This window comes from Micromonospora sp. NPDC023888 (genome assembly GCF_040639415.1).
In the GTDB taxonomy this organism is placed as follows: domain Bacteria; phylum Actinomycetota; class Actinomycetes; order Mycobacteriales; family Micromonosporaceae; genus Micromonospora.
In genome coordinates this window covers 38,683-58,826 of the sequence record NZ_JBEZZW010000038.1, presented here as the reverse complement: position 1 = coordinate 58,826, position 20,144 = coordinate 38,683, and the positions used below count along the sequence as shown (strand labels likewise).

Annotated in this window: 14 protein-coding genes; 10 read left to right on the top strand and 4 right to left on the bottom strand. The window is 73.1% G+C overall.

Features of this window, described 5'->3' with window-relative positions; translation table 11 throughout:
• Positions 1-36: 36 nt before the first annotated feature.
• Complete coding sequence (locus tag AB0F61_RS27550; protein WP_357815211.1) at positions 37-921, bottom strand: alpha/beta hydrolase; 885 nt, start codon at positions 919-921, stop codon at positions 37-39.
• Between the two features lie 113 nt (positions 922-1,034).
• Positions 1,035-1,958, bottom strand: coding sequence for a sigma-70 family RNA polymerase sigma factor (locus AB0F61_RS27545; RefSeq protein WP_357815208.1), 924 nt, complete (start codon positions 1,956-1,958; stop codon positions 1,035-1,037).
• A gap of 246 nt (positions 1,959-2,204) precedes the next feature.
• Here AB0F61_RS27545 and AB0F61_RS27540 point away from each other — a divergent pair, with 246 nt between their 5' ends.
• Positions 2,205-3,371 (top strand): winged helix DNA-binding domain-containing protein, encoded by a 1,167-nt coding sequence (locus AB0F61_RS27540; RefSeq protein ID WP_357815205.1) that lies wholly within the window; start codon positions 2,205-2,207, stop codon positions 3,369-3,371.
• A 14-nt stretch (positions 3,372-3,385) separates the two neighbouring features.
• A complete protein-coding gene (locus AB0F61_RS27535; protein ID WP_357815203.1) occupies positions 3,386-4,150 on the top strand; it encodes a DUF2071 domain-containing protein in 765 nt (254 codons plus the stop codon).
• Here the strand turns inward: AB0F61_RS27535 and AB0F61_RS27530 are convergent.
• Together AB0F61_RS27530 and AB0F61_RS27525 are read right to left on the bottom strand one after the other, a co-directional pair.
• Positions 4,144-5,121: an aldo/keto reductase gene (locus tag AB0F61_RS27530; RefSeq protein WP_357815201.1), complete on the bottom strand. Its 978-nt coding sequence runs from the start codon at positions 5,119-5,121 to the stop codon at positions 4,144-4,146. The genes AB0F61_RS27535 and AB0F61_RS27530 overlap by 7 nt on opposite strands.
• Before the next feature lie 112 nt (positions 5,122-5,233).
• The gene (locus tag AB0F61_RS27525) at positions 5,234-8,521 is read right to left on the bottom strand and encodes a BTAD domain-containing putative transcriptional regulator (protein ID WP_357815198.1); all 3,288 of its coding nucleotides are present in this window, start codon (positions 8,519-8,521) and stop codon (positions 5,234-5,236) included.
• Positions 8,522-8,705: 184 nt separating this feature from the next.
• Here AB0F61_RS27525 and AB0F61_RS27520 point away from each other — a divergent pair, with 184 nt between their 5' ends.
• The 8 genes from AB0F61_RS27520 to AB0F61_RS27485 all read left to right on the top strand — a co-directional run bounded on the left by AB0F61_RS27520 (position 8,706) and on the right by AB0F61_RS27485 (position 20,142).
• Positions 8,706-9,968, top strand: coding sequence for an SGNH/GDSL hydrolase family protein (locus AB0F61_RS27520; RefSeq protein WP_357815195.1), 1,263 nt, complete (start codon positions 8,706-8,708; stop codon positions 9,966-9,968).
• 154 nt (positions 9,969-10,122) lie between these two features.
• The gene (locus AB0F61_RS27515) at positions 10,123-10,725 is read left to right on the top strand and encodes a dihydrofolate reductase family protein (protein WP_357815192.1); all 603 of its coding nucleotides are present in this window, start codon (positions 10,123-10,125) and stop codon (positions 10,723-10,725) included.
• Between the two features lie 196 nt (positions 10,726-10,921).
• Positions 10,922-12,322, top strand: coding sequence for a cellulase family glycosylhydrolase (locus tag AB0F61_RS27510; protein ID WP_357815190.1), 1,401 nt, complete (start codon positions 10,922-10,924; stop codon positions 12,320-12,322).
• 214 nt (positions 12,323-12,536) lie between these two features.
• Positions 12,537-15,206, top strand: a complete 2,670-nt coding sequence (locus AB0F61_RS27505; protein ID WP_357815246.1) for a carboxylate--amine ligase/circularly permuted type 2 ATP-grasp protein — start codon at positions 12,537-12,539, stop codon at positions 15,204-15,206.
• A gap of 99 nt (positions 15,207-15,305) precedes the next feature.
• Positions 15,306-17,084 (top strand): N-acetylglutaminylglutamine amidotransferase, encoded by a 1,779-nt coding sequence (locus tag AB0F61_RS27500; RefSeq protein WP_357815188.1) that lies wholly within the window; start codon positions 15,306-15,308, stop codon positions 17,082-17,084.
• The gene (locus AB0F61_RS27495) at positions 17,085-18,941 is read left to right on the top strand and encodes a prolyl oligopeptidase family serine peptidase (protein ID WP_357815185.1); all 1,857 of its coding nucleotides are present in this window, start codon (positions 17,085-17,087) and stop codon (positions 18,939-18,941) included.
• Positions 18,942-18,958: 17 nt separating this feature from the next.
• Entirely contained in the window at positions 18,959-19,513 is a 555-nt protein-coding gene (locus AB0F61_RS27490) for a hypothetical protein (protein ID WP_357815182.1), read from the top strand.
• Between the two features lie 74 nt (positions 19,514-19,587).
• On the top strand, positions 19,588-20,142 hold the full coding sequence (locus AB0F61_RS27485) for a dihydrofolate reductase family protein (protein ID WP_357815179.1): 555 nt from the start codon (positions 19,588-19,590) through the stop codon (positions 20,140-20,142).
• Positions 20,143-20,144 lie beyond the last annotated feature (2 nt).

Here is a 20,144-nt window from a genome sequence, read left to right as displayed (position 1 = left end):
ACGAACAGACCTCGGGGTCCGGCGTGCCGCGCCGGGTCAGCGCTTGAGCAGCCCCACCACGGCCTCGGTGAACTCCGCCGGCTGCTCGATGTGGGCGAAGTGCCCGCTCTGCTCCAGCAGCACCAGCCGCGAGTCCTTCAGGCCCGCGTGCAACTGCTCCGCCCAGCGCGGACCGCAGATGAAGTCGTACGCCCCGACGATCACCACGACGGGCACGGTGATCTCCGCCAGGTTCTCCCGCACGTCGAAGGGCGTGGGATCCTGCGCACCGGCCGGCGCCGACCAGATCCGGACGGCGGCCTGGAACGGGGCGAACTCGTCCTGTCGGCCCCAGAAGTCCGCGAAGTACACCGGAAGGGCGGCGCGCAGGGCGGCCCCCAACGACTCGTCGTCGGTCGCGGCGCCGATCTGCCCGAAGGCCGCCGGAACCGCCGCCGCCTCGGGCCGGTCCGGGTGCCGCTGCGGGTACGCGGCCAGACCGGCCATCGCCTCGGCCCAGAACTCGGCACCGGTCACCGGTGACGTGTCGTACAGGGCGAGACCGACGACCCGGTCCGGGTGGGCGAGCGCGTACCGCTGGACGACGAAACCGCCGTGCGAGTGCCCGAGGAGATACACCCGGGGTACGCCGAGGTGCTCGACGACGGCAGCCAGGAACCGGACATAGGTGTCGAGACGGTACTCACTGGGATCGTCGAGTCGTCCCGCGGCACCGGTGCCCACCGGCTCGACGTACACCATCGTGAAGTGCTCTTCCAGGCTCGGTGTGCGCAGGTAGGCCCATTCGATGCCGGGGCCGCCGGAGTGCGCCACGCACACCGGGCCGGTGCCGGCGACGTGGTAGACCTGCCGGACGCCGTCGACGGTGAAGGTGTGGGCACCCGGTGCGAGGGCGCTGACGTCGTGGCTTGTGGAACCCATGAGCTATCTCCCGATCCGAGACCCGTGCGGCGTGTGCCGACACGGCAACTGGTGCATGACGCGGACCAGATGCGTGGGTGGACGGAAAAGTTCGCTCGGTGACCGAAGTTTTTTCAGAGCAACGCTGGGACGGGGTGGAAGAGGGTGAGTTGGCGCACCCGCCCCTCGCGCAGCACCTGCAACCACAGCGCCGCGGGCGGACAGTGTTCCGGGTCGTCCGGCGGGCTGATCAGGTCGGTCTCCCAGATCAGCACGTCGCCACTGCCCACCACGTTGCGCAGCCGCTGGCGTACCCCGGCGGCCAGGTCGCAGTCCATGCCGTTGACCGCCAGGTCACGGCCACCGCGCGGGCCGCCCGGCACGATCATCTCGGCGTCCGGCCACCAGCTCTCGCGCACGACCCGGTCGAAGTCGCCGCCCATCGCCGTGGCGATCATGTCGCGACCCTCCCGCCAGCGCGACTCGCTCGACGCGGCGACGTCGGTGTGCGCGGCGTTCGCCGCCGCGCGGAGGCCGCCGGCGAGCGCGCGGCGGGCGTGGCTGAGGCGGCTGCGGACGGTGCCGACCGGGACCCCGCACACTGCCGCGATCTGCTCGTAGGAGGACGCGTCGCTGAAGTACCGCAGTAGCGTGACCAACCGGTCCGGCTCGGACAACCGCCCGATGGCGTGCCACACCCAGTCGCGCATCGCGCCCCGGTCCAGTGCCTCCTCCGGGGTGGGCGTGTCGGCGGGGCCGGCGAACCAGTCCGGCTCGGCGACCGGGACGGCCCTGGGCCCGCGAAGCGTCATCCGGCTGTTGTTGCGGACGATGGCACGCAACCACGGGCCGACGGCGGCCGGGTCGCGGACCTCGCCGATGCGCCGCAACGCCACCACCATCGCGTCCTGCACCGCGTCCTCGGCGTCCGGTCCGTAGCCGAGGACACTGAGCGCCACGGCCCGCATCTCGGCCTCGTGCCGGGCCAACAGCGCACCGAGCGCGCCCGCGTCACCCGCCTGCGCGAGCACCACCAGCTCCGTGTCACCCTGCGTCACGCGTACGTCCTCCTGCCCGTCCCGGGGCGTCCCATTCGCGATGGTATGGGCGGTCTGTTCGGCGCCTGACATCCGTACCAGCCTACGACGAGTGAAGGTGACGCCTCCCGGGGCCGGCGCCGGGGGAGAGCCACCCGACGGCCACGACGGCCGTCGGAAAGTGACATACGTCGGTCGTAGCGTGGGCGGCATGTCCAGACGTGCTCACGAAGCCCCGCCCACGTGCGCGTTCAGCCTGGGTCTGCCGTGACCGAGCTGAGCTGGGAGCAGGTGTCCGCCCGGCGGCTGGCGCGACACGGGCTCTCGGCACCGGCGGCGTCCGCCCCGGACGCGGCACCCGACGCCGACCGCGTCGCCGACGCGGTGTCGACGATGTGCGGCGCGCACGCCCAGGTTGCCTCCGCCGCCGAGCTGTCCGTCGGGCTCCGCGTCCCGGGCGCCACCCGTGCCCTGGTGCGCCGGGCGCTCTGGCGGGACCGCACGCTGGTCAAGACCCGTGGGCCGCGCGGCACCGTGCACCTGCTCGCCGCCGCGGACCTGCCGATGTGGACCGGCGCGCTGAGCGCGGTGCCCGCCCCGCCCTGGGAGCGGGCCGTGGCCCTGCTGACTCCCCAGCAGACCGAGCAGGTCCTCGCGGCCATCGCCGACGCGTTGGCCGAGGCCGAGCTGACCACAGCCGAGCTGACCGAGGAGATCGTCGCGCGCACGGGTGGCTGGGCGGGCGAGCGGGTCATGGAGGCATTCCAGGACCGGTGGCCCCGCTGGATGGCCGCGATGTCGGCCGCCACCCGGGCCGGAGTGATGTGCCACGGCCCGAACCGGGGGCGCGCCACGACCTACACCAGCCCGACCCGTTGGCTACCCGGGTTCACGCCGATGCCCGGCCCGGCGGCGCGTGCCGACCTCGTCCGCCGCTACCTGTACGCGTACGGCCCGGCCACCCCGGCCCAGTTCGCCAAGTGGCTGTCGGCGCCCGAGCAGTGGGCGGGCGTCGTGTTCCGGTCCCTGGATCTGACCGAGGTCACCGTCGCCGGCACGCGGGCGTGGGTGGTCGCCGGCGACACCGAATTCCCGGACGATCGGCCGGCCGGGCTGCGGCTCCTGCCCTACTTCGACGCGTACGCGGTCGGCTGCCACCCACGCGAGCGGCTCTTTCCCGGGGCCGCCGCCGAGCGGGCGCTGGCCGGAGGACAGGCCGGCAACTTTCCGGTGCTGCTCCTGGACGGGACGGTCGCCGGAGTGTGGCACATGCGGCGCTCCGGGCGCACGATCCGCATCACCGTCGAGCCGTTGCGGCCGCTCGGCGTCGGTCGACGCCGGGCATTGGACGAGGAGGTCGAGCGGGTCGGTCACATTCTGGAGGGCAATCCGTCGTTGACCATCGGAACGGTGGACGTCGGTCCGCACGCCTGAGTCAGGATGAGGGCGTGGACATCGAACCGGTCGACCACTCGCCCCGGCTGGCGATCCCCTGGGCGGTCCTCCGGCAGCGCTGGGAGGACCTCACCTTCCTGCACTGGGCCGTCGCTCCGGAACTCGTCGCGCCGCTGCTACCCGCCGGCACTCGTCCGGACACGATGGACGGCGTGAGCTTCGTCGGTCTGATCGGCTTCCGGATGGTCGGTCTGGGTTTCGGACGCGGTCCGGGTGTGCCGTACTTCGGCACCTTCGCCGAGACCAACGTCCGGCTCTACTCGGTCGACGGCACCGGCCGGCGGGCGGTGGTGTTCCGCTCGCTCGACGCGTCCCGCCTGGTGCCGGTGCTGGTGGCGCGAGTGACGCTGCGCCTGCCGTACCTCTGGTCGTCGATGCGGTTGGACCACGACGGCGACCGCCGTACCTACCGGTGCCGGCGGCGCTGGCCGGGGCCGGCGGGTACGACGAGCCGAATGGTGGTGCGGGTGGGGGAGCCGATCGCCGACCCGACCCCCCTTGAGCACTTCGTCACCGCGCGCTGGGGCCTGCACACGCGGGCACACGGGCGCACGCTGCACCTGCCGAACTGGCATCCGCGCTGGCCGCTGCACCGGGCCGAGCTGCTGCACCTCGACGACGAGCTGGTCGCCGCCGCCGGGTTGCCGACGCCGGCCGGGCCGCCGGTGAGCGTGCTCTACTCGCCCGGCGTCGCGGTCAGGTTCGGCCCGCCGGTGGCGGCCCGGCGGCGGGGCGTCGGGCCGCCGGAGCCTCAGTAGCGACCGCCCTGGGGTGCGGGCAACGCGTCGAGGTCGGTCAGGTCCTCGGCGCTGAGCCGCACGTCGCCCGCGGCGCAGTTGTCCACCAGGTACTTCGGGGTCTTGGTGCCGGGGATCGGGATGACCTGGTCACCCTGGGCGACCACCCAGGCGAGGGCGACCTGCGCGGGGGTGACCCCGGCGCGGTCGGCGATCTCGCGGACCCGGGCGACGATGGCGAGGTTGGCGCGCAGCGCGTCCTGTTGGAAACGGGGCAGCCCACGGCGGAAGTCGTCGGCGGGCAGGTCGTCGAACGAGGTGAACCGGCCGGCGAGGAAGCCGCGACCGAGCGGGGAGAACGGCAGGAATGCGATGCCGTGCTCGACGCAGTACGGCAGCACCTCGGTCAGCGGGTCGCGGGTCCACAGCGACAGCTCGGACTGCACCGACGCCACCGGGTGCACGGCCTGGGCCCGCGCGATCTGGGTCACCGTCACCTCGGACAGCCCGATCTGGCGTGCCTTGCCCGCCGCGACGACCTCGGCCATCGCCCCCCAGGACTCCTCGATGGGCACCTCCGGGTCGACGCGGTGTAGCTGGTAGAGGTCGACGTGGTCGGTGCCGAGCCGGCGCAGGCTGTCGTCGATCGCCCTGCGGATGTGTTCCGGGCGGCCGTTGTTGCCGATTCTGGGGGAGTTGCCGGGGCCACCGGTGGGGGAGGTGACCACCAGACCGGCCTTGGTCGCGAGGACGGCACGCTCGCGGTGACCGCCGGCCAGCGCCCGCCCGACCAGTTCCTCATTCGTGTACGGCCCGTACACGTCCGACGTGTCGACGAGCGTGGCACCCAGGTCGAGTGCCTGGTGGATGACCGCGATCGAGGTGTCGTCGTCGCGCGGGCCGGTGATGTCGTAGCCGTGGGTCATGCCCATGCAGCCGAGGCCGATGACGCCGACCTCGGGGCCTGCGCTGCCCAGCGTGGTGGTTCGCATGATCCCTACGCTACGACCGGCGCGGCCGGCCCGCACCCGCCATGGCGGGCACAGCCGCGCTGCGCCCCTGACCCGACGCGCGTCACGCGGGGCAGCAGCCCTGGCAGCCTGGTCAGCGGCGCAGGGTGGCCAGGCCCGAACCCCTGACGACGCGACCGATCTCCTCGGGCGACAGCCGCCGTCCCTGCTCGTAGGCCACGGCGAAGTCCTGATCACCCAATCCCGCCGCGGCCAGGGCGGTCGCCCGCTCGACGTCGGGTCGATCGGCCGGCGCGAGCGGGAGTCCGGTCGCCTCCCGGCTCGCCGCCGCCGCGCCGAGCAACCGGGCCACGTCCAGCGGGCGGTCACCGCCGGCACGGGCGGCGGCCACGCCGACGAGGACCTGCCAGGGGGCCTGGTCGGCGCCGAGTTCCACGGCGACCTCGGCGGCCCGCAGGTGCCAGTCCAGGGCGGCCCTCCGGTCACCACGCAGCTCGGCGACGTACCCCAACTCGCCCAGGACCCCGGGCAGGTAGAGCGGCTGCCCAGGCCCGTCCTGCTGCCGCCCGGCCGCGTCCAGCAGATTCCGCAGGTGGGCCTCCGCCGTGTCGAGGCTGCCCTCCCGGCGGGCGGTGGCAGCGAGACACAGCTCCGCGAACACGATGCCGAGCGGAGCACCCTGCTCGGTGGCCAGCCGCAGCCCACGACCGCAGAGCTGCCGCGCCCGCGGGTAGTCGCCCCGCTGCAACGCCACCCAGCCCAACCAGCAGAGGTGGCCGGCCACCTCGAACCCCAGTCCCAGGTCCTCCGCGACGCGTAGGCCCTCCTGGTACAGCCGATCGGCCTGCTCGTAGTCCCCGACCATGCCTGCCTGGGCGCCGAGCCACTCGGTGGCCTGCAACAGCCCCCAACGGTCGCCGAGCCGGCGGAACAGCGCCGCGCTCTCCGCCCCGGCGCTCACCACCATCGCCCCGTCGCCCCGGACGTGCGCGTGCTTGGCGCGCAGGCCGAGGGTGGCGGCCACCACCCACTCGTCGCCCAGCACGCGCGCCTCGGTGAGGACCCGGTCGAGCAACTCGCCGGTGGCCGCCACCGCACCGAGGTCGACCTCCGTGTAGGCGAGAAACCACTGCGCCCGTAGCCGGCCGTGCGGGTCGTCGACGCCCTCGTACCGCCGCAGCGCCGCGTGGTGGCGGCTGGCCCAGTCCGCGACGTCGCCGGACAGGAGAGCGAAACCCAGGTGCCACGCCGCGGCGCTGGCGCGCAGGGCGGTGGACCCGTCCGGCGGGCAGTCCAGCGCCGCCCCGAGCCGCCTCCGGGCCTCGGCGAACCGGCCCCGGAGGAACCAGTACCAGCTCAGCGCGGTGGACAGGCGTAGCGCGAGGTCCCCGTCGCGCTGACGTACCGCGGCGTCCAGCGCTCCGCGCAGATTGGCGGACTCGGCGTCGAGCTGCCGCAACCAGGATCGTTGGTCCGGACCGTGCAGGTGGTCGCGCGCCCGCTCGGCCAGCTCGGCGAGGTGACGGTGGGCGCGCGTGCGGATCTGGTCCAGTTCGCCGGCCGCGCGCATCCGCTCCACACCGAAGGCGGCGACCGACTCCAGCAGCCGGTAGTGCGGGCTGCCCGCCCGTGGCGCGACGACGACCAGACACCTGTCGACGAGTCGGGCCAGCAGATCCGCGACGCTCGCGGCGGGCACGCCGTCGGGCGCGCAGACGGCCCGCACCGCGTCCACGCGACAGCCGTCGGCGTACGCGGCCAGCCGCCGCAACACCACCCGTTCCGGCTCGGTGAGCAACTGCCAGCTCCAGTCGAGCATCGCCAGCAGCGTCCGCTGGCGAGCGGGTACGCCCCGGTGCCGGGCGCCCAGCAACCGAAACCTGTCGCCGAGCCCGGCGACCAGACCCGGCACGCCCAGCCCGCGGACCTGGGTGGCGGCCAGCTCCAGCGCCAGCGGGATCCCGTCGAGCCGTCGACACAGGGTGGCGACGGCTCCCGCGTTCTGCGCGGTGAGCACGAAACCCCGGTCCGCGGCGGCCGCCCTGGCGACGAAGAGGCGTACCGAGCTGGAGCGTTGCAGGGCAGCCAGGTCGGTACCGTCGGTCGGCTCGGGAACCGGCAGCGGCGGGACGACCCACACGACCTCACCGGACAGCCCGAGCGGTTCGCGGCTGGTCGCCAGCACGTGCACCCCGGGTGCCGCGCGCAGCAGCGCGGCGGTCACCTCCGCTACCGGTTCCACCAGGTGCTCGCAGTTGTCGAGCACGAGCAGGAGCCGCCGGTCGCGCAGCACCCGGACGAGCCTGTCGATCGGCGCGATGGCGGTGCCTGCTTCGGCGGTGTCCCGTACGTCGAGCACCGCCAGGACCAGGTCCGCCAACGCGTCCACCGTCTCGGGCGCGTCGGACCGGGCGACTCCCGCCAGCTCGACAAGCACCGCCCCGTCCGGGTACGCGGCCGTGCGGGCGCGGGCGACCTCCAGGGCGAGTCGGGTCTTGCCGACCCCGCCGATTCCGATGAGGGTGACCAGCCGGTGGCGCCCCAGCTCCGCCGCCAGTTCGGTGACCGCCGTCTCGCGACCGATCAGCTCGGTCAACGGGGTCGGCAGGTTCGTCCACGTGGGGGCGGTGGACTCCGCCGTGCGGTGTCCCGCGAGTGCTGCCGGTGGTGTGGCGAGCGCCGGATCGTGGGCGAGAACGGCCCGCTGCAACGCCACAAGCTCGGGCCCGGGATCAAGTCCCAGCTCCTCCCGAAGCCGGACCCGCAGCTCGTCGTAGCTGCCCAGCGCCTCGGACTGCCGTCCCGCCCGGTACAGGGCGAGCATGTGCAGCCCCCGAGCACGTTCGCGCATCGGCTGCCGGGCCAGCAGGTCACCGAGGTCACCGACGACCGCCCCGTGCTCGCCCAACGCCAGCCGGTCGTCGAGACAGTCCTCCAGGGCGAGGAGCCGTTGCTCCTCCAGGCCGGCGGCCGCGGCGGCAGTGAACGGTTCGTCGCGGAAGTCGGCGAAGGCCGGACCCCGCCACAGGGCCAGTGCCGTCGTGTAGAGCGCGACGCGAGATCGGACGTCCCGCGTGCCGCGCGCCTCCGACACCAGCCGGTGGAAGCGGCTGGAGTCCACCTCGTCGTGATCGACCAGAATCCGGTAACCGGGTGGCGGCGACCGCACCAACTCCCGACCACCGGGCTCGGCCTCGGCCAGCACCCGGCGAAGCTGAGACACCTTGACCGACAGCGCCGCGGCGGCGTTCGTCGGCGGGGCGTCACCCCACAGGTAGTCGATGAGCCGATCCGCCGGCACCGGCTGCCCCTCGTGCAGCAGCAACGCGGCGAGCAGGGCCCGGACCTTCAACCCCGGGACGGCGACCACGGCACCGTGCGTGGTCCACACCGTCAACGGGCCCAGCACCCCGAACCGCATGGCGGCCAGGATACGGCGCTGACAAGCGTCACGAGGACCGGCACGCGAACGGCCGGTCGGGCGTGGCGGCAGGCCAGCGGACCGTAAAGAAACGGTAAGGCGGCCGGCGCAGGGTGAACCACATCGGCCGCCGCGAACCGGCCGTCCACCCACCGCAGTTTCCCGAAGGGACATTCTCATGTCGATGTCGACAGGTCGCCTCCTGCCCGTACTCACCGCCCTGGTCCTGCTGGCGACGGCCACGCCGGCGACCGCCGCGACCACCGCCGGCGACCACCCGGACAACTGGTCGGCGGCCTGGTCGGTCGCCCACCACCACCCCGTGGCGGGCAACGACTGGTTCGGCGCGAACTGGTCCGTGCCCGGCTTCGCCGACGAGTCGGTCCGGCAGGTGGTCCGGGTCAGCGCGGCCGGTTCCCTGATCCGGATCCGGGTGTCCAACCGGTACGGCAGCCAACCGCTGCGACTGACCGGCGCCACCGTGGGCCGGACGGACGCCGGTGCGGCGGTGCGGCCCGGCACCCTGCTCCCGGTCACCTTCGACCGGCGGCGCTCGACCACGGTGGCCGCCGGCACCGAGACCACCTCCGACCCGGTGCTCCTGCCGGTACGCGCGCTGGAGGCGCTCACCGTGACGCTGTACTTCGCCGGTGCCACCGGCCCGGCGACCTACCACCAGGACGGACTCACCAGCACGTACCGCGCGACGGGCGACCACCGTTTCGACAACCGTGCCGCCGCGTTCTCCGGCGAGACCAGCCAGTCGTGGTATCACCTGGCGGGGGTGGACGTCGCCGGGTCGCCGCGTACCCGTGGCACGGTGGTGACGTTCGGTGACTCGCAGACCGACGGCTACGGTTCCACCCCGGGTGCCGACAACCGCTACCCGGACCAGTTGGCCGAGCAACTGGTCGCCGCCGGTCGCCCGCTGGCCGTGGTCAACGCCGGCATCGGCGGCAACAAGCTGCTCGCCGACTCGCCGTGCTTCGGCGAGCGGGGCGTCGACCGGTTCCGCCGCGACGCCCTCGGACAGCCGGGTGTGCGCTCGGCTGTCGTTCTGATCGGCATCAACGACATCAGCGGTGGTGGCTACCCCGACTTCGGCTGTGGCGCCTCACCGACGGTCACCGCCGCTGACCTCATCGAGGGCCACCGGGCGCTGATCCGGGCCGGCCGGGCCCACCGGGTCACCCTCATCGGCGCCACGATGCCGCCCATGAAGGGCTGGGCGGGTTACAGCGCGGAGAAGGAGGAGGTACGCGACGAGGTGAACCACTGGATCCGCACCAGCGGTGCGTACGACGCCGTCGTCGACCTGGACCGGATCCTCGCCGATCCGGCCGACCGGGACGCCCTGCGACCCGCCTACGACCACGGCGACTTCCTGCACCTCAACGACGCCGGGGCGACCGCCGCCGCTGCCGCCGTCGCCGCCCGGATCCGCTGAACCCGTTCGCTCCGGCGGGCTCCAGCCGGCGGAAGTTCGAAAAGAATCAGGCGGACGTGTCGAGAGCGGTGGCTCCGGCTTCGACCACGGGGTGAGGGCCGGGCACACCGGCCCCACCGCAACCCTGACACGGCACGGACCAAGGAGTGGATCGATGACGAAGGTGACGACCGGGGCGACGATGTCGTTGGACGGCTACATCGCGGACCCGTCCCACGGTGGCTTCGAGTACCTCTTCCAGTGGTACAACAACGGCGACGTCGAGACGCCGACGGCCAACCCCGAGATGACGTTCCGGACGTCCGCGGCGAGCGCCCGGCACCTGCGCGACCTCAACGAGCGGACCGGCGCGCTCGTCGTCGGCCGCCGGCTGTTCGACCTGACCAACGGGTGGGGCGGCCGGCACCCGATGGACGTGCCAGTCGTGGTCGTCACGCACCACGTGCCCGCCGGTTGGGAGCCGGAGAACGAGTCCTTCGTGTTCGTCACCGACGGCATCGCCAGCGCCATCGACCGGGCGAAGGCGCTCGCCGGTGACAAGGAGGTGGGCGTCAACGGCGGCACCATCGCGGCCCAGGTCGCCGAGGCCGGCCTGCTCGACGAGGTGCACGTCGATCTCGTCCCGGTGGTGCTCGGCGGTGGCATCCCACTCTTCGCCGACCTGAAGATCACGCCACTCCAGCTCGACGGCCCGCTGCGGGTCGTCGAGGGCAACGGCGTCACCCACCTGGCCTACCGGGTACGCCCGACGGCCTGAGCGCCTCGGGGACCGGCCCGCTCGGGTCGGTCCCCACCCGACCCGGGCCGTCGCCGCGCCGACCCGGGTCTGGTCCGCGGTCGCCGAGAAAATCAGTGGCCCGACCTTGAACTGCATAGCAGTTGATCGATATTGTCTGCCGCAGGCGCCGCCCCGCCCCAGGCCATCACCGTCGATTGACCGAAGCGGGTTCAGCATGCGCGCACTGAGACTTGTCACGACTCTGGCCGTCGCCGGCCTGCTCGCCGGTGCGGTGGCGACAGTCGCCACACCGGCCAGCGCGGCGACCGCCGTGTTCTCCGTGACCAACAACTGGGGCAATGGCTACCAGGGGCAGGTCACCGTCACCAACAACACCTCCGCCCAGATCACCAGTTGGCGCGTCGAGTTCGACCTGCCGGCCGGATCGAGCATCAGCCAGTCGTGGAACGCCCAACAGGTCACCTCGGGCAGCCACCACACCTTCAGCAACGTGTCGTGGAACGGCACTCTCGGCGTCGGTGCGTCGACGTCGTTCGGCTTCCTCGTCAACGGCACCGGGACCCCGGTGAACTGCACGGTCAACGGCGACAGCGTGTCCTGTACCGGCGGCACACCACCGACGACCCCGCCACCCACGACCCCGCCGCCGACCACTCCGCCACCCACGACCCCGCCGCCGACCACGCCGCCACCCACGACCCCGCCGCCGAGCACCGGCACGCCCGTCGAGCGGCACGGTCAGCTCCGGGTCTGCGGCACGACGATGTGCGACAGGTCCGGCGCGCGGGTGCAGTTGCGCGGCATCAGCAGCATGTGGCTCAACTGGGAGACCGCCCCGTACGCCGAGAATCTCTCCGCGCTGAGGTGGATGCGGGACAACTGGAACCTCCAGGTGATCCGCGCGGCCATGGGCGTGGAGCCGGCCGGCGCGTACCTGAGTGACCCGAACAGGGCGCGGGCGCAGGTGGAGACCATCATCAACAACGCGGTCAGCGCCGGGGTGTACGTGATCGTCGACTGGCACGCGCACGAGGCGCAGAACAACCAGTCCCAGGCGGTGGCGTTCTTCGGTGACCTGGCCCGCCGCTACGGCCACCTGCCCAACGTCATCTGGGAGCCGTACAACGAGCCGTTGCAGGTGAGCTGGACCAACGTCATCAAGCCGTACCACCAGGCGGTGGTCTCCGCGATCCGCGCCGCCGACCCGGACAACATCGTCGTGCTCGGCACACCGACCTGGTCGCAGGATGTGGACGTGGCGGCGGCCAGCCCGGTGACCGGCACCAACCTGATGTACACCCTGCACTTCTACTCGTGCACCCACGGCGCGTCGCTGCGGGCCAAGGGTGACGCGGCGATCCGCGCCGGCCTCGCGCTCTTCGTCACCGAGTGGGGCGCCAGCAACGCCGATGGCGGCCTCGACGGCCGGTCCTGCCTGCCGGAGGCGCAGTCCTGGATCGACTGGATGAGGGCGAACGGCATCTCCTGGACGGCCTGGAAGCTCGACGTCGGCACCGACACGACCAACCTGCTCAGCCCTGGCGCGCCGGTGACCGGCGGGTGGACCAACTACCTGCACGGCCACGCGCCGTTCGTGGTGGCGAACATGAGGTGACCCCGGCCGCTTCCTGGCCGTAGTCACCTACAGGTCGACGATGTCCGGCTGTCCGGGTGGACAGCCGGCATCGTCGATCGCTGTCGTGCGCGTCGCGTCGCCGGGGTGCCGGCAGAACGGTCCGCCACCTTAACGCACCGGAAACACGCCCGGTACCAACCCTGGGAACGCTCGTCGGACAGCCACGACCACCGATACGCGAACCGGGGTGACCATGGCCGACAACACCACGAACGCGCCCACGTTCGACGGGCCGATCAGCCGGTCCGGCAACGGCCGGGCACTGCCCACGCAGCGCGCCAACACGGCCGCGACCCTCGACGACGGCGACCCGGCGGATCTCGCCACGATCGGAGTGGAGGAGGAGTTCCACGTCGTCGACCTGCACACCCGGGAACTGGTGCCCCGGGCCGGGGAGTTGCTCGACCGGCTGCCGGCCGACTCGTTCACCGCCGAGTTGCACCGCAGCGTGGTGGAGACCAACACAGCGGTCTGCCGCACCCTGGACGAGATCCGCGCCGAGCTGACCCGGCTGCGCCAGTTGGCCGTCCAGGTCGCCGACCGGGCCGGGCTGGGCATCGTGGCGGCCGGCACGGTGCCGTTGCGCGCCGACGGCGACCCGAGCGTCACCCCCACCTCCCGTTACCGGCGGATGCTCGACGAGTACCAACTGCTCGCGCGGGAGCAGTTGATCTGCGGAGCGCAGGTGCACGTCGGGGTTTCCGACCGGGACCTGGCCGTCGCGGTCACCCGCCGGGTCCAGCCGTGGCTGCCGGTGCTGCTCGCCCTGTCGACCAGTTCGCCGTTCTGGATGGGTCAGGACAGCGGCTACGCCAGCGTCCGGTCGCTGGTCTGGCAGCGCTGGCCCACCGCGGGCGACCCGGGCGAGGTGACGAGCGCGGCGGATCACGAGGCGTTGGTGGCCGAGCTGATCTCCTCCGGCACGATCACCGACCCTGCCATGATCTACTTCGATGTCCGGCCGTCGGCCCACGTACCCACCGTGGAGCTGCGGATCACCGACGCCAACGCCGACGTGGAGACCATCGTCCTGCTCACCGGGCTGTTCCGGGCGTTGGTCCGGCGGGAGGTCGCCGCCCTGCGCGCCGGGGTGGAGCGCACCGCCGTGCGGCCCCCGGTGCTGCGCGCCGCCGTGTGGCGGGCGGCCCGCTCCGGGCTGGAGGGCGACCTGCTCGACCTGCCCCGCTCAGCCCGGCCGGTGCCGGCCGCCGAGGCGGTCCGCCGCCTGGTGACCGACCTGCGCCCACAGTTGGAGGCCACCGGGGACTGGAAGCAGATCCGGGAGCTGACCCGGTACGCCCTGGAGCGCGGCAGCTCCGCCGCGCGGCAGCGACGGGCGTACGAGCGTCGCGGCCGGCTGGCCGACGTGGTGGACCTGCTCCTCGACGAGACCCGGGGCCGGGTCCGCGAGGCGCTGCCGGGTGCGCCCACACCGCCGGCGCTGCCCACGTACGCCGATGCCGGCGACGAGGTCTTCGGACCGACCGGGCCGGAGCCGGCGTACGCCCCGATCCTGGCGGCCCTGCGCCACCTCGGTGCCGGTGCCCTCCGGCAGCGTGAACACGACCGGGACGAGGAGCAGCGCGCGCGCGGCGTGACGTTCAGCGTGGCCGGCGAGGCGAGCACCCGGCTCTTCCCCGTCGACCTGGTGCCGCGCGTGGTGCAGGCCGCCGACTGGCGGACCCTGCGCACCGGCCTGGTGCAACGCGCCCACGCCCTGGACGCGTTCCTGCGGGACGTCTACGGCGACCGGGCCGTGGTGGCCGACGGCGTGGTGCCGGCGTGGGTGGTGGAGTCCTCACCCGGTCTGCGCCCCACCGGCGCGCTGATGGGCCGGCGGGGCACCCGCGTCCAGGTGTCCGGGACCGACCTCGTCCGGGACCCGGACGGCGGCTGGTACGTCCTGGAGGACAACCTGCGGGTGCCCTCCGGGATCGGCTACGCGGTGCAGAACCGCCGGCTCACCCAGGCGGTGCTGCCGGAACTGCCGGTGCCGGAGGACCTGCTGCCCGCCGACGAGACACCGGCGATGCTGTACCGGGCGCTGCTCGCCGCCGCGCCCGCCGCGGCCGACGATCCCGCCGTGGTGGTGCTCAGCAGCGGCCCGGGTGACCCGGCGTGGTTCGAGCACCGGTTGCTCGCCGACGAGATGGGTGTGCCGCTCACCGAGACCAGCGACCTGCTGGTGGAGGAGGGGCGGGTCTGGCTGGTCCGCGCCGGCACCCGCAGCCGGGTCGACGTGATCTACCTGCGGATGGACGAGGAGGCGCTGCTGCACGCCCCCGGCGCCGACGGGGTGCCGCTGGGCTGGCCGTTGCTCGCCGCGGTGCACGCCGGGCGGCTCGCGCTCGCCAACGCGCTCGGCAACGGCGTCGGCGACGACAAGGCGCTGTACGCGTACGTGCCCCGACTGATCGAGTACTACCTGGGCGAGAAGCCCCTGCTGGGGGATGTGCCGACGTACCTGTGCGGGCTGCCCGAGCAGCGGGCCGAGGTGCTGGACCGGCTCGACGAGTTGGTGCTCAAGCCCGTCGACGGGTACGGCGGCGACCGGGTGGTGATCGGCCCGCGGGCCGAGGCGGAGGAGTTGGACGCCGTCCGGGAGCAGATCCTCGCGGCCCCGCACCGGTGGATCGCCCAGGAAATGGTCTCGCTCACCACCCACCCGGTCTTCGACGGCACGGCTCTCGCTCCCCGCCACGTCGACCTGCGGGCCTTCGTGTTCCTCGGCGAGCAGGCGGAGGTCGCGCCGGTGGCGCTGACCCGGGTGGCACCGGCCGGCAGCATGATCGTCAACTCGTCGCGGGGTGGTGGGTCGAAGGACACCTGGCTGCTCGGCGGAGCCACGCAGAATTCGGTGTAACGAACGGTTGACCTACCCGTCATCGGTACGCAACCCGGTCCGCCAAGCCTGGACCGGTCAGCGGCCCGAGCGGATCCGAGCCGATGAGAGGTGAGTGCCATGTGCGGTATCGGAGGCGAGTTACGCCTCGACGGGGCGCCACCGGACCTGGCCGCCGTCGAGCGGATGCTCCCCGTCCTGACCTCCCGCGGCCCGGACGGTGAGGGGCGGTGGCAGCACGGTCCGGTGGCCCTGGTGCACCGCCGGTTGCGCATCATCGACCTCTCCGACGCCGGCGCCCAGCCGATGGTCGACCCCGAGCTGGGCCTGGCCGTGGTCTTCAACGGCTGCATCTACAACTACCGGGAGCTGCGCGACGAGCTGATCGGCCTCGGCTACTCCTTCCGGTCGACCTCCGACACGGAGGTGATCCTCAAGGCGTACCACAGGTGGGGGACGGCCTGCGTCGAGCGGTTCTACGGGATGTTCGCGTTCGCCCTGGTCGAGCTGGCAACGCACACCCTGGTGCTGGCCCGCGACCGGCTCGGCATCAAGCCGCTCTACCTGACCCAGGGGCCGGGACGGATCCGCTTCGCCTCGACCCTGCCGGCGTTGCTCGCCGCCGGTGACGTGGACACCGACCTCGACCCGGTGGCGCTGCACCACTACATGACCTTCCACTCGGTGGTGCCCCCACCGCGCACGATCCTCGCCGGCGTCCGCAAGCTCCCACCGGCCACCGTTCGGGTGATCACCGCGGACGGCCGGAGCACCGACCGGCTCTACTGGCAGCCGGAGTTCAGCCGGTCCGCCGCCGCTGCCATGTCCGCCGACGAGTGGCAGGAACGGCTCATGGCGGCGTTGCGCACCGCCGTACGCCGACGGATGGTCGCCGACGTGCCGGTCGGGGTGCTGCTCTCCGGCGGTCTCGACTCCAGTCTGATCGTCGCGCTGCTGGCCGAGCAGGGCCAGACCGGGTTGGCCACCTTCAGCATCGGGTTCGAGGCGGCGGCGGGGGAGAGCGGCGACGAGTTCCACTACTCCGACCTGGTGGCCCGCCACTTCGACACCGACCACCAGCAGATCCGCATCGGTGCCAGCCGGTTCGTCCCCGCCGTGCACGAGGCCATCGCGGCGATGAGCGAGCCGATGGTCAGCCACGACTGCGTCGCGTTCCACCTGCTCTCCGAGGAGGTCTCGCAGCGCATCACTGTGGTGCAGTCCGGGCAGGGCGCCGACGAGATCCTGGCCGGCTACGACTGGTACCCGCCGATGGCGAACGTGGCCCGCGCGGACGCCGTCGAGGCGTACGCCCGGGTGTTCTTCGACCGCCGCCACGACGCGCTCGCCGGGCACCTGGCGCCCGAGTGGATGCTCGACCACGACGCGAGCCTGGAGTTCGTCGCCGCCCACTTCGGCGCGCCCGGCGCGGACACCGCGCTGGACGCGGCGCTGCGCCAGGACAGCCTGGTGATGCTCGTCGACGATCCGGTCAAACGGGTCGACAACATGACGATGGCCTGGGGGCTGGAGGCCCGCGTGCCGTTCCTCGACCACGAGGTGGTCGAGCTGGCCGCCGCCTGCCCACCCGCGCTGAAGCTGGCCCACGGCGGCAAGGGCGTGCTCAAGGCGGCGAGCCGGGGCATCGTCCCGGACGAGGTGATCGACCGGCCGAAGGGCTACTTCCCGGTGCCCGCCATCCGGCACCTCTCCGGGCCGCTGCTCGACGACGTCCGGGACGCGCTGACCGCCCAGCCGGCGCGCGAGCGGGGCCTGTTCCGCAAGGACTACCTGGAGGAGTTGCTGGACGCGCCGAACGCCCGGCGGACCACGCTGGGCTCCAACGCGCTCTGGCAGCTCGGGCTGCTGGAGCTCTGGTTGCAGCGGATCGGGGTTTAGATGAGCGTACGGACCGAGGTGCCGCGCACCACCCGACGGGCCCGGCCCGCGAGTCACCGCCCCGCGCCGCCGTCGCAGTTGCCCGACGGCGAGGACTTCGCGCCCGCGCCGTCCCCGGACGGCCGCCGGGTGGCGTACCTCTCCGATCGGGCCGGCGCCCCGGGTGTCTGGGTCCGCGACGTCGACAGCGTCGAGGCCGTCGCGTTGCCCACCGGTGACGAGCCGGTGCTGGCGCTGAGCTGGTCTCCGGACGGGCGGTGGCTGGCCTGCGTCGTCGCCCCCGGTGGCGCGCCCCGCACCGAGCTGTGGGTGCTGCGCCCGGACGGTTCGCGACGCCGGCAGGTCGCCGGGTTCGGCAGGCGCAGCGCCGCGCTGGCCGGCTGGCTGCCCGACGGCGCGGTCCTGATGGTCACCGAGACCGACGAGCAGGGCCGGGCCGTCCTGGTCGACGCGGGCACCGGGCACCGGCGGGTGCTCGCCGAAGGTGAGCTGCTCACGCTCCTGGACGTGACCCCGGACGCCGGCGCCGCGCTGCTGCGCCGTGGCCCCCGCAACGCCCGGTGGCTGGAGCTGCTCGACGTGGCGACCGGCGTTGGGCGGCGGTTGTTCCCGGACACTAGCCAGGGCAGCACCGACCAGGGCTGGTTCGGCCCGGACGGCACGAGCGTGCTGGCCCGCACCGACGCGTTCTCGGAGCTCGCCGCGCTGGTGCGGGTCGACCTGACCCGACCGGAGCGGACGCCGACCCGGCTCGCCGGGCGGTCGGACGCCGAGTTGGAGCACGTGGCGCGGAGCCCGGACGGGCGCCGTGCCGCGCTGCTGTGGAACACCTACGGCGGGCGCAGCGAGCTGAGCCTGCTCGACCTCGCCGACGGCGTGCAGCGGGCCGTCGGCGCCCCTGGGGAGGTGCTCGACGACGCCGTCTTCGCCGCCGGTGGCGACCTGCTCTGCCTGACCGCGCAGGGGCCGGTGCAGCCCCGGGAGGTCTGGCTTGTCGACCCACCGACCGGTGCGCTGCGCCCGTTGCGGCCGAGCACCTCGACCACGGGTACGAACGGCGGCGGCGTCGCGCCCCAACTTGTCGACCTGCGCGCCCAGGACGGGTTGCCGCTCTCCGGCTGGCTCTACCGCCCGGCCGGGCCGGGCCCCTGGCCGACCGCGATCAGCCTGCACGGTGGCCCGGAGGCGCAGGAGCGCCCCGGCTACAACCCGCTGTTCCAGGCCCTCGTGGCGCAGGGTGTCGCGGTGTTCGCGCCGAACGTACGCGGGTCCTCCGGGTTCGGCCGCTCCTTCGTCGCAGCCGACAACCTCGCCGGCCGCTACGGTGCGATCGCCGACGTGGCGGCCTGCGGTGAGTTTCTCGTCGACGCGGGTGTCGCCCGGCCCGGTCAGCTCGGCTGCCTGGGCCGTTCCTACGGCGGTTACCTGGTCCTCGCGGTGCTCGTGAACTTCCCCGGCCTGTTCGCCGCCGGGGTCGCCGAGTGCGGCATCTCCGACTTCCACACCTTCTACGCCGGCACCGAGCCGTGGATCGCCGCCGCCGCCGTCAGCAAGTACGGCGACCCGCGGCGGGACGCGGAGCTGCTGCGTGACCTGTCGCCGCTGACCCACATCGACCGGCTGGACGTGCCGGTGCTGCTCATCCACGGCGCGAACGACACGAACGTGCCGGCCGGGGAGTCGGCGCAGGTGGCGCGGGCCCTCGCCGCCCGGGACGTGCCGCACGGGCACCTGGTGCTCACCGGCGAGGGGCACGACTTCCTGGCGCGGGCCAACCAGGAGGCGGCCCGTACGGCCACCACCGCCTGGCTGACCCAGCACCTCGCCGCGACCGCGACCGCCGTCGGCAGGCCCTGAGGCGTTATCCTGCGCCGGTGGAGGTCACGACGCCTGGTGAGCGGTTGGCCGCGGACCTGGGTCGCTGGTTGGCCGAGCTGACCTTCGTCGACCTGGACGCGGACGCGGTCACCGCCCGGGTGATCGACTCGGTGGTGCGGTGGGCCGAGGCGCAGGGCTGGCGGGTCTACCGGCGCGCGCCAAGCGTGCTGCCGCTGCCGCCGCCGATGGAGCAGCGACACTCCGTCCTCGATGTGGCGTGTGCCCGTCCGGACGGCCCGCCGGTCGTGGTGGAGGTCGACCACACCGACCGGGCCCGTACGGTGCAGAAGCTGCGCGCCGAGGCGGACGCCGGTCGCATCCCACTCTGGGTGCGGTGGGGTGTCGGGCGGTTCACCGCGCCGCCACCGCCGGTGTGGATGGTGACGGTCGAGGTGACCCGACGGGCCGGGCCCGCCGGTCGCGGGCGGCTGCACAGCCGCACCGGGGACCGGCCCGCGCCGGCGCACTCGGCCGGCGGTGGCACGGTGGCCGCGCAGGCGCTGCCCATCCCACTGGCCGGCCCGGACGCGGACGACGGTAAGGGCGTCTGAAGCGGATCGTAAGTGGAGATCGGCAGAGTTCTGGGTGTCACCGGAGAACACGACCGACAGCCAGGAGAATTCCGATGCGCAAGCTCATCAACTCGACCTACATCACCCTCGACGGCGTCATCGAGAACCCGATGTGGACCTCGCCGTACTTCGACGAGGAGGCCATGAGCCTCGCCGGGGCGCAGACCACCGAGGCCGACGCGATGCTGATGGGACGGGCCACCTACGACGGCATGTCCGCCGCCTGGCCGAAGATGGACGAGAGCGACCCGAACACCGGCGCCGCGTACTTCAACAACGTCAAGAAGTACGTCGCCTCGACCACCCTCACCAGCCCCACCTGGAAGAACACCGAGGTGCTCCAGGGCGACCTGGTCGAGGAGGTCACCAAGCTCAAGGCCCAGGAGGGCAAGAACATCATCCAGTACGGCTTCGGCTCGGTCACCGCCCAACTGATCAAGGCGGGCCTGGTGGACGAGGTCCGGTTCTGGATCCACCCGGTGCTGGAGGGCGGTGCCAACCTGACGGTGGCGCTCACCGATTTCAAGGCCTCGTTCGATCTGGTCGACACCCGGGTGCACAAGAGCGGCGTGATCGTCGCCTCGTACGCGCCGAAGACGCCGGCCTGACC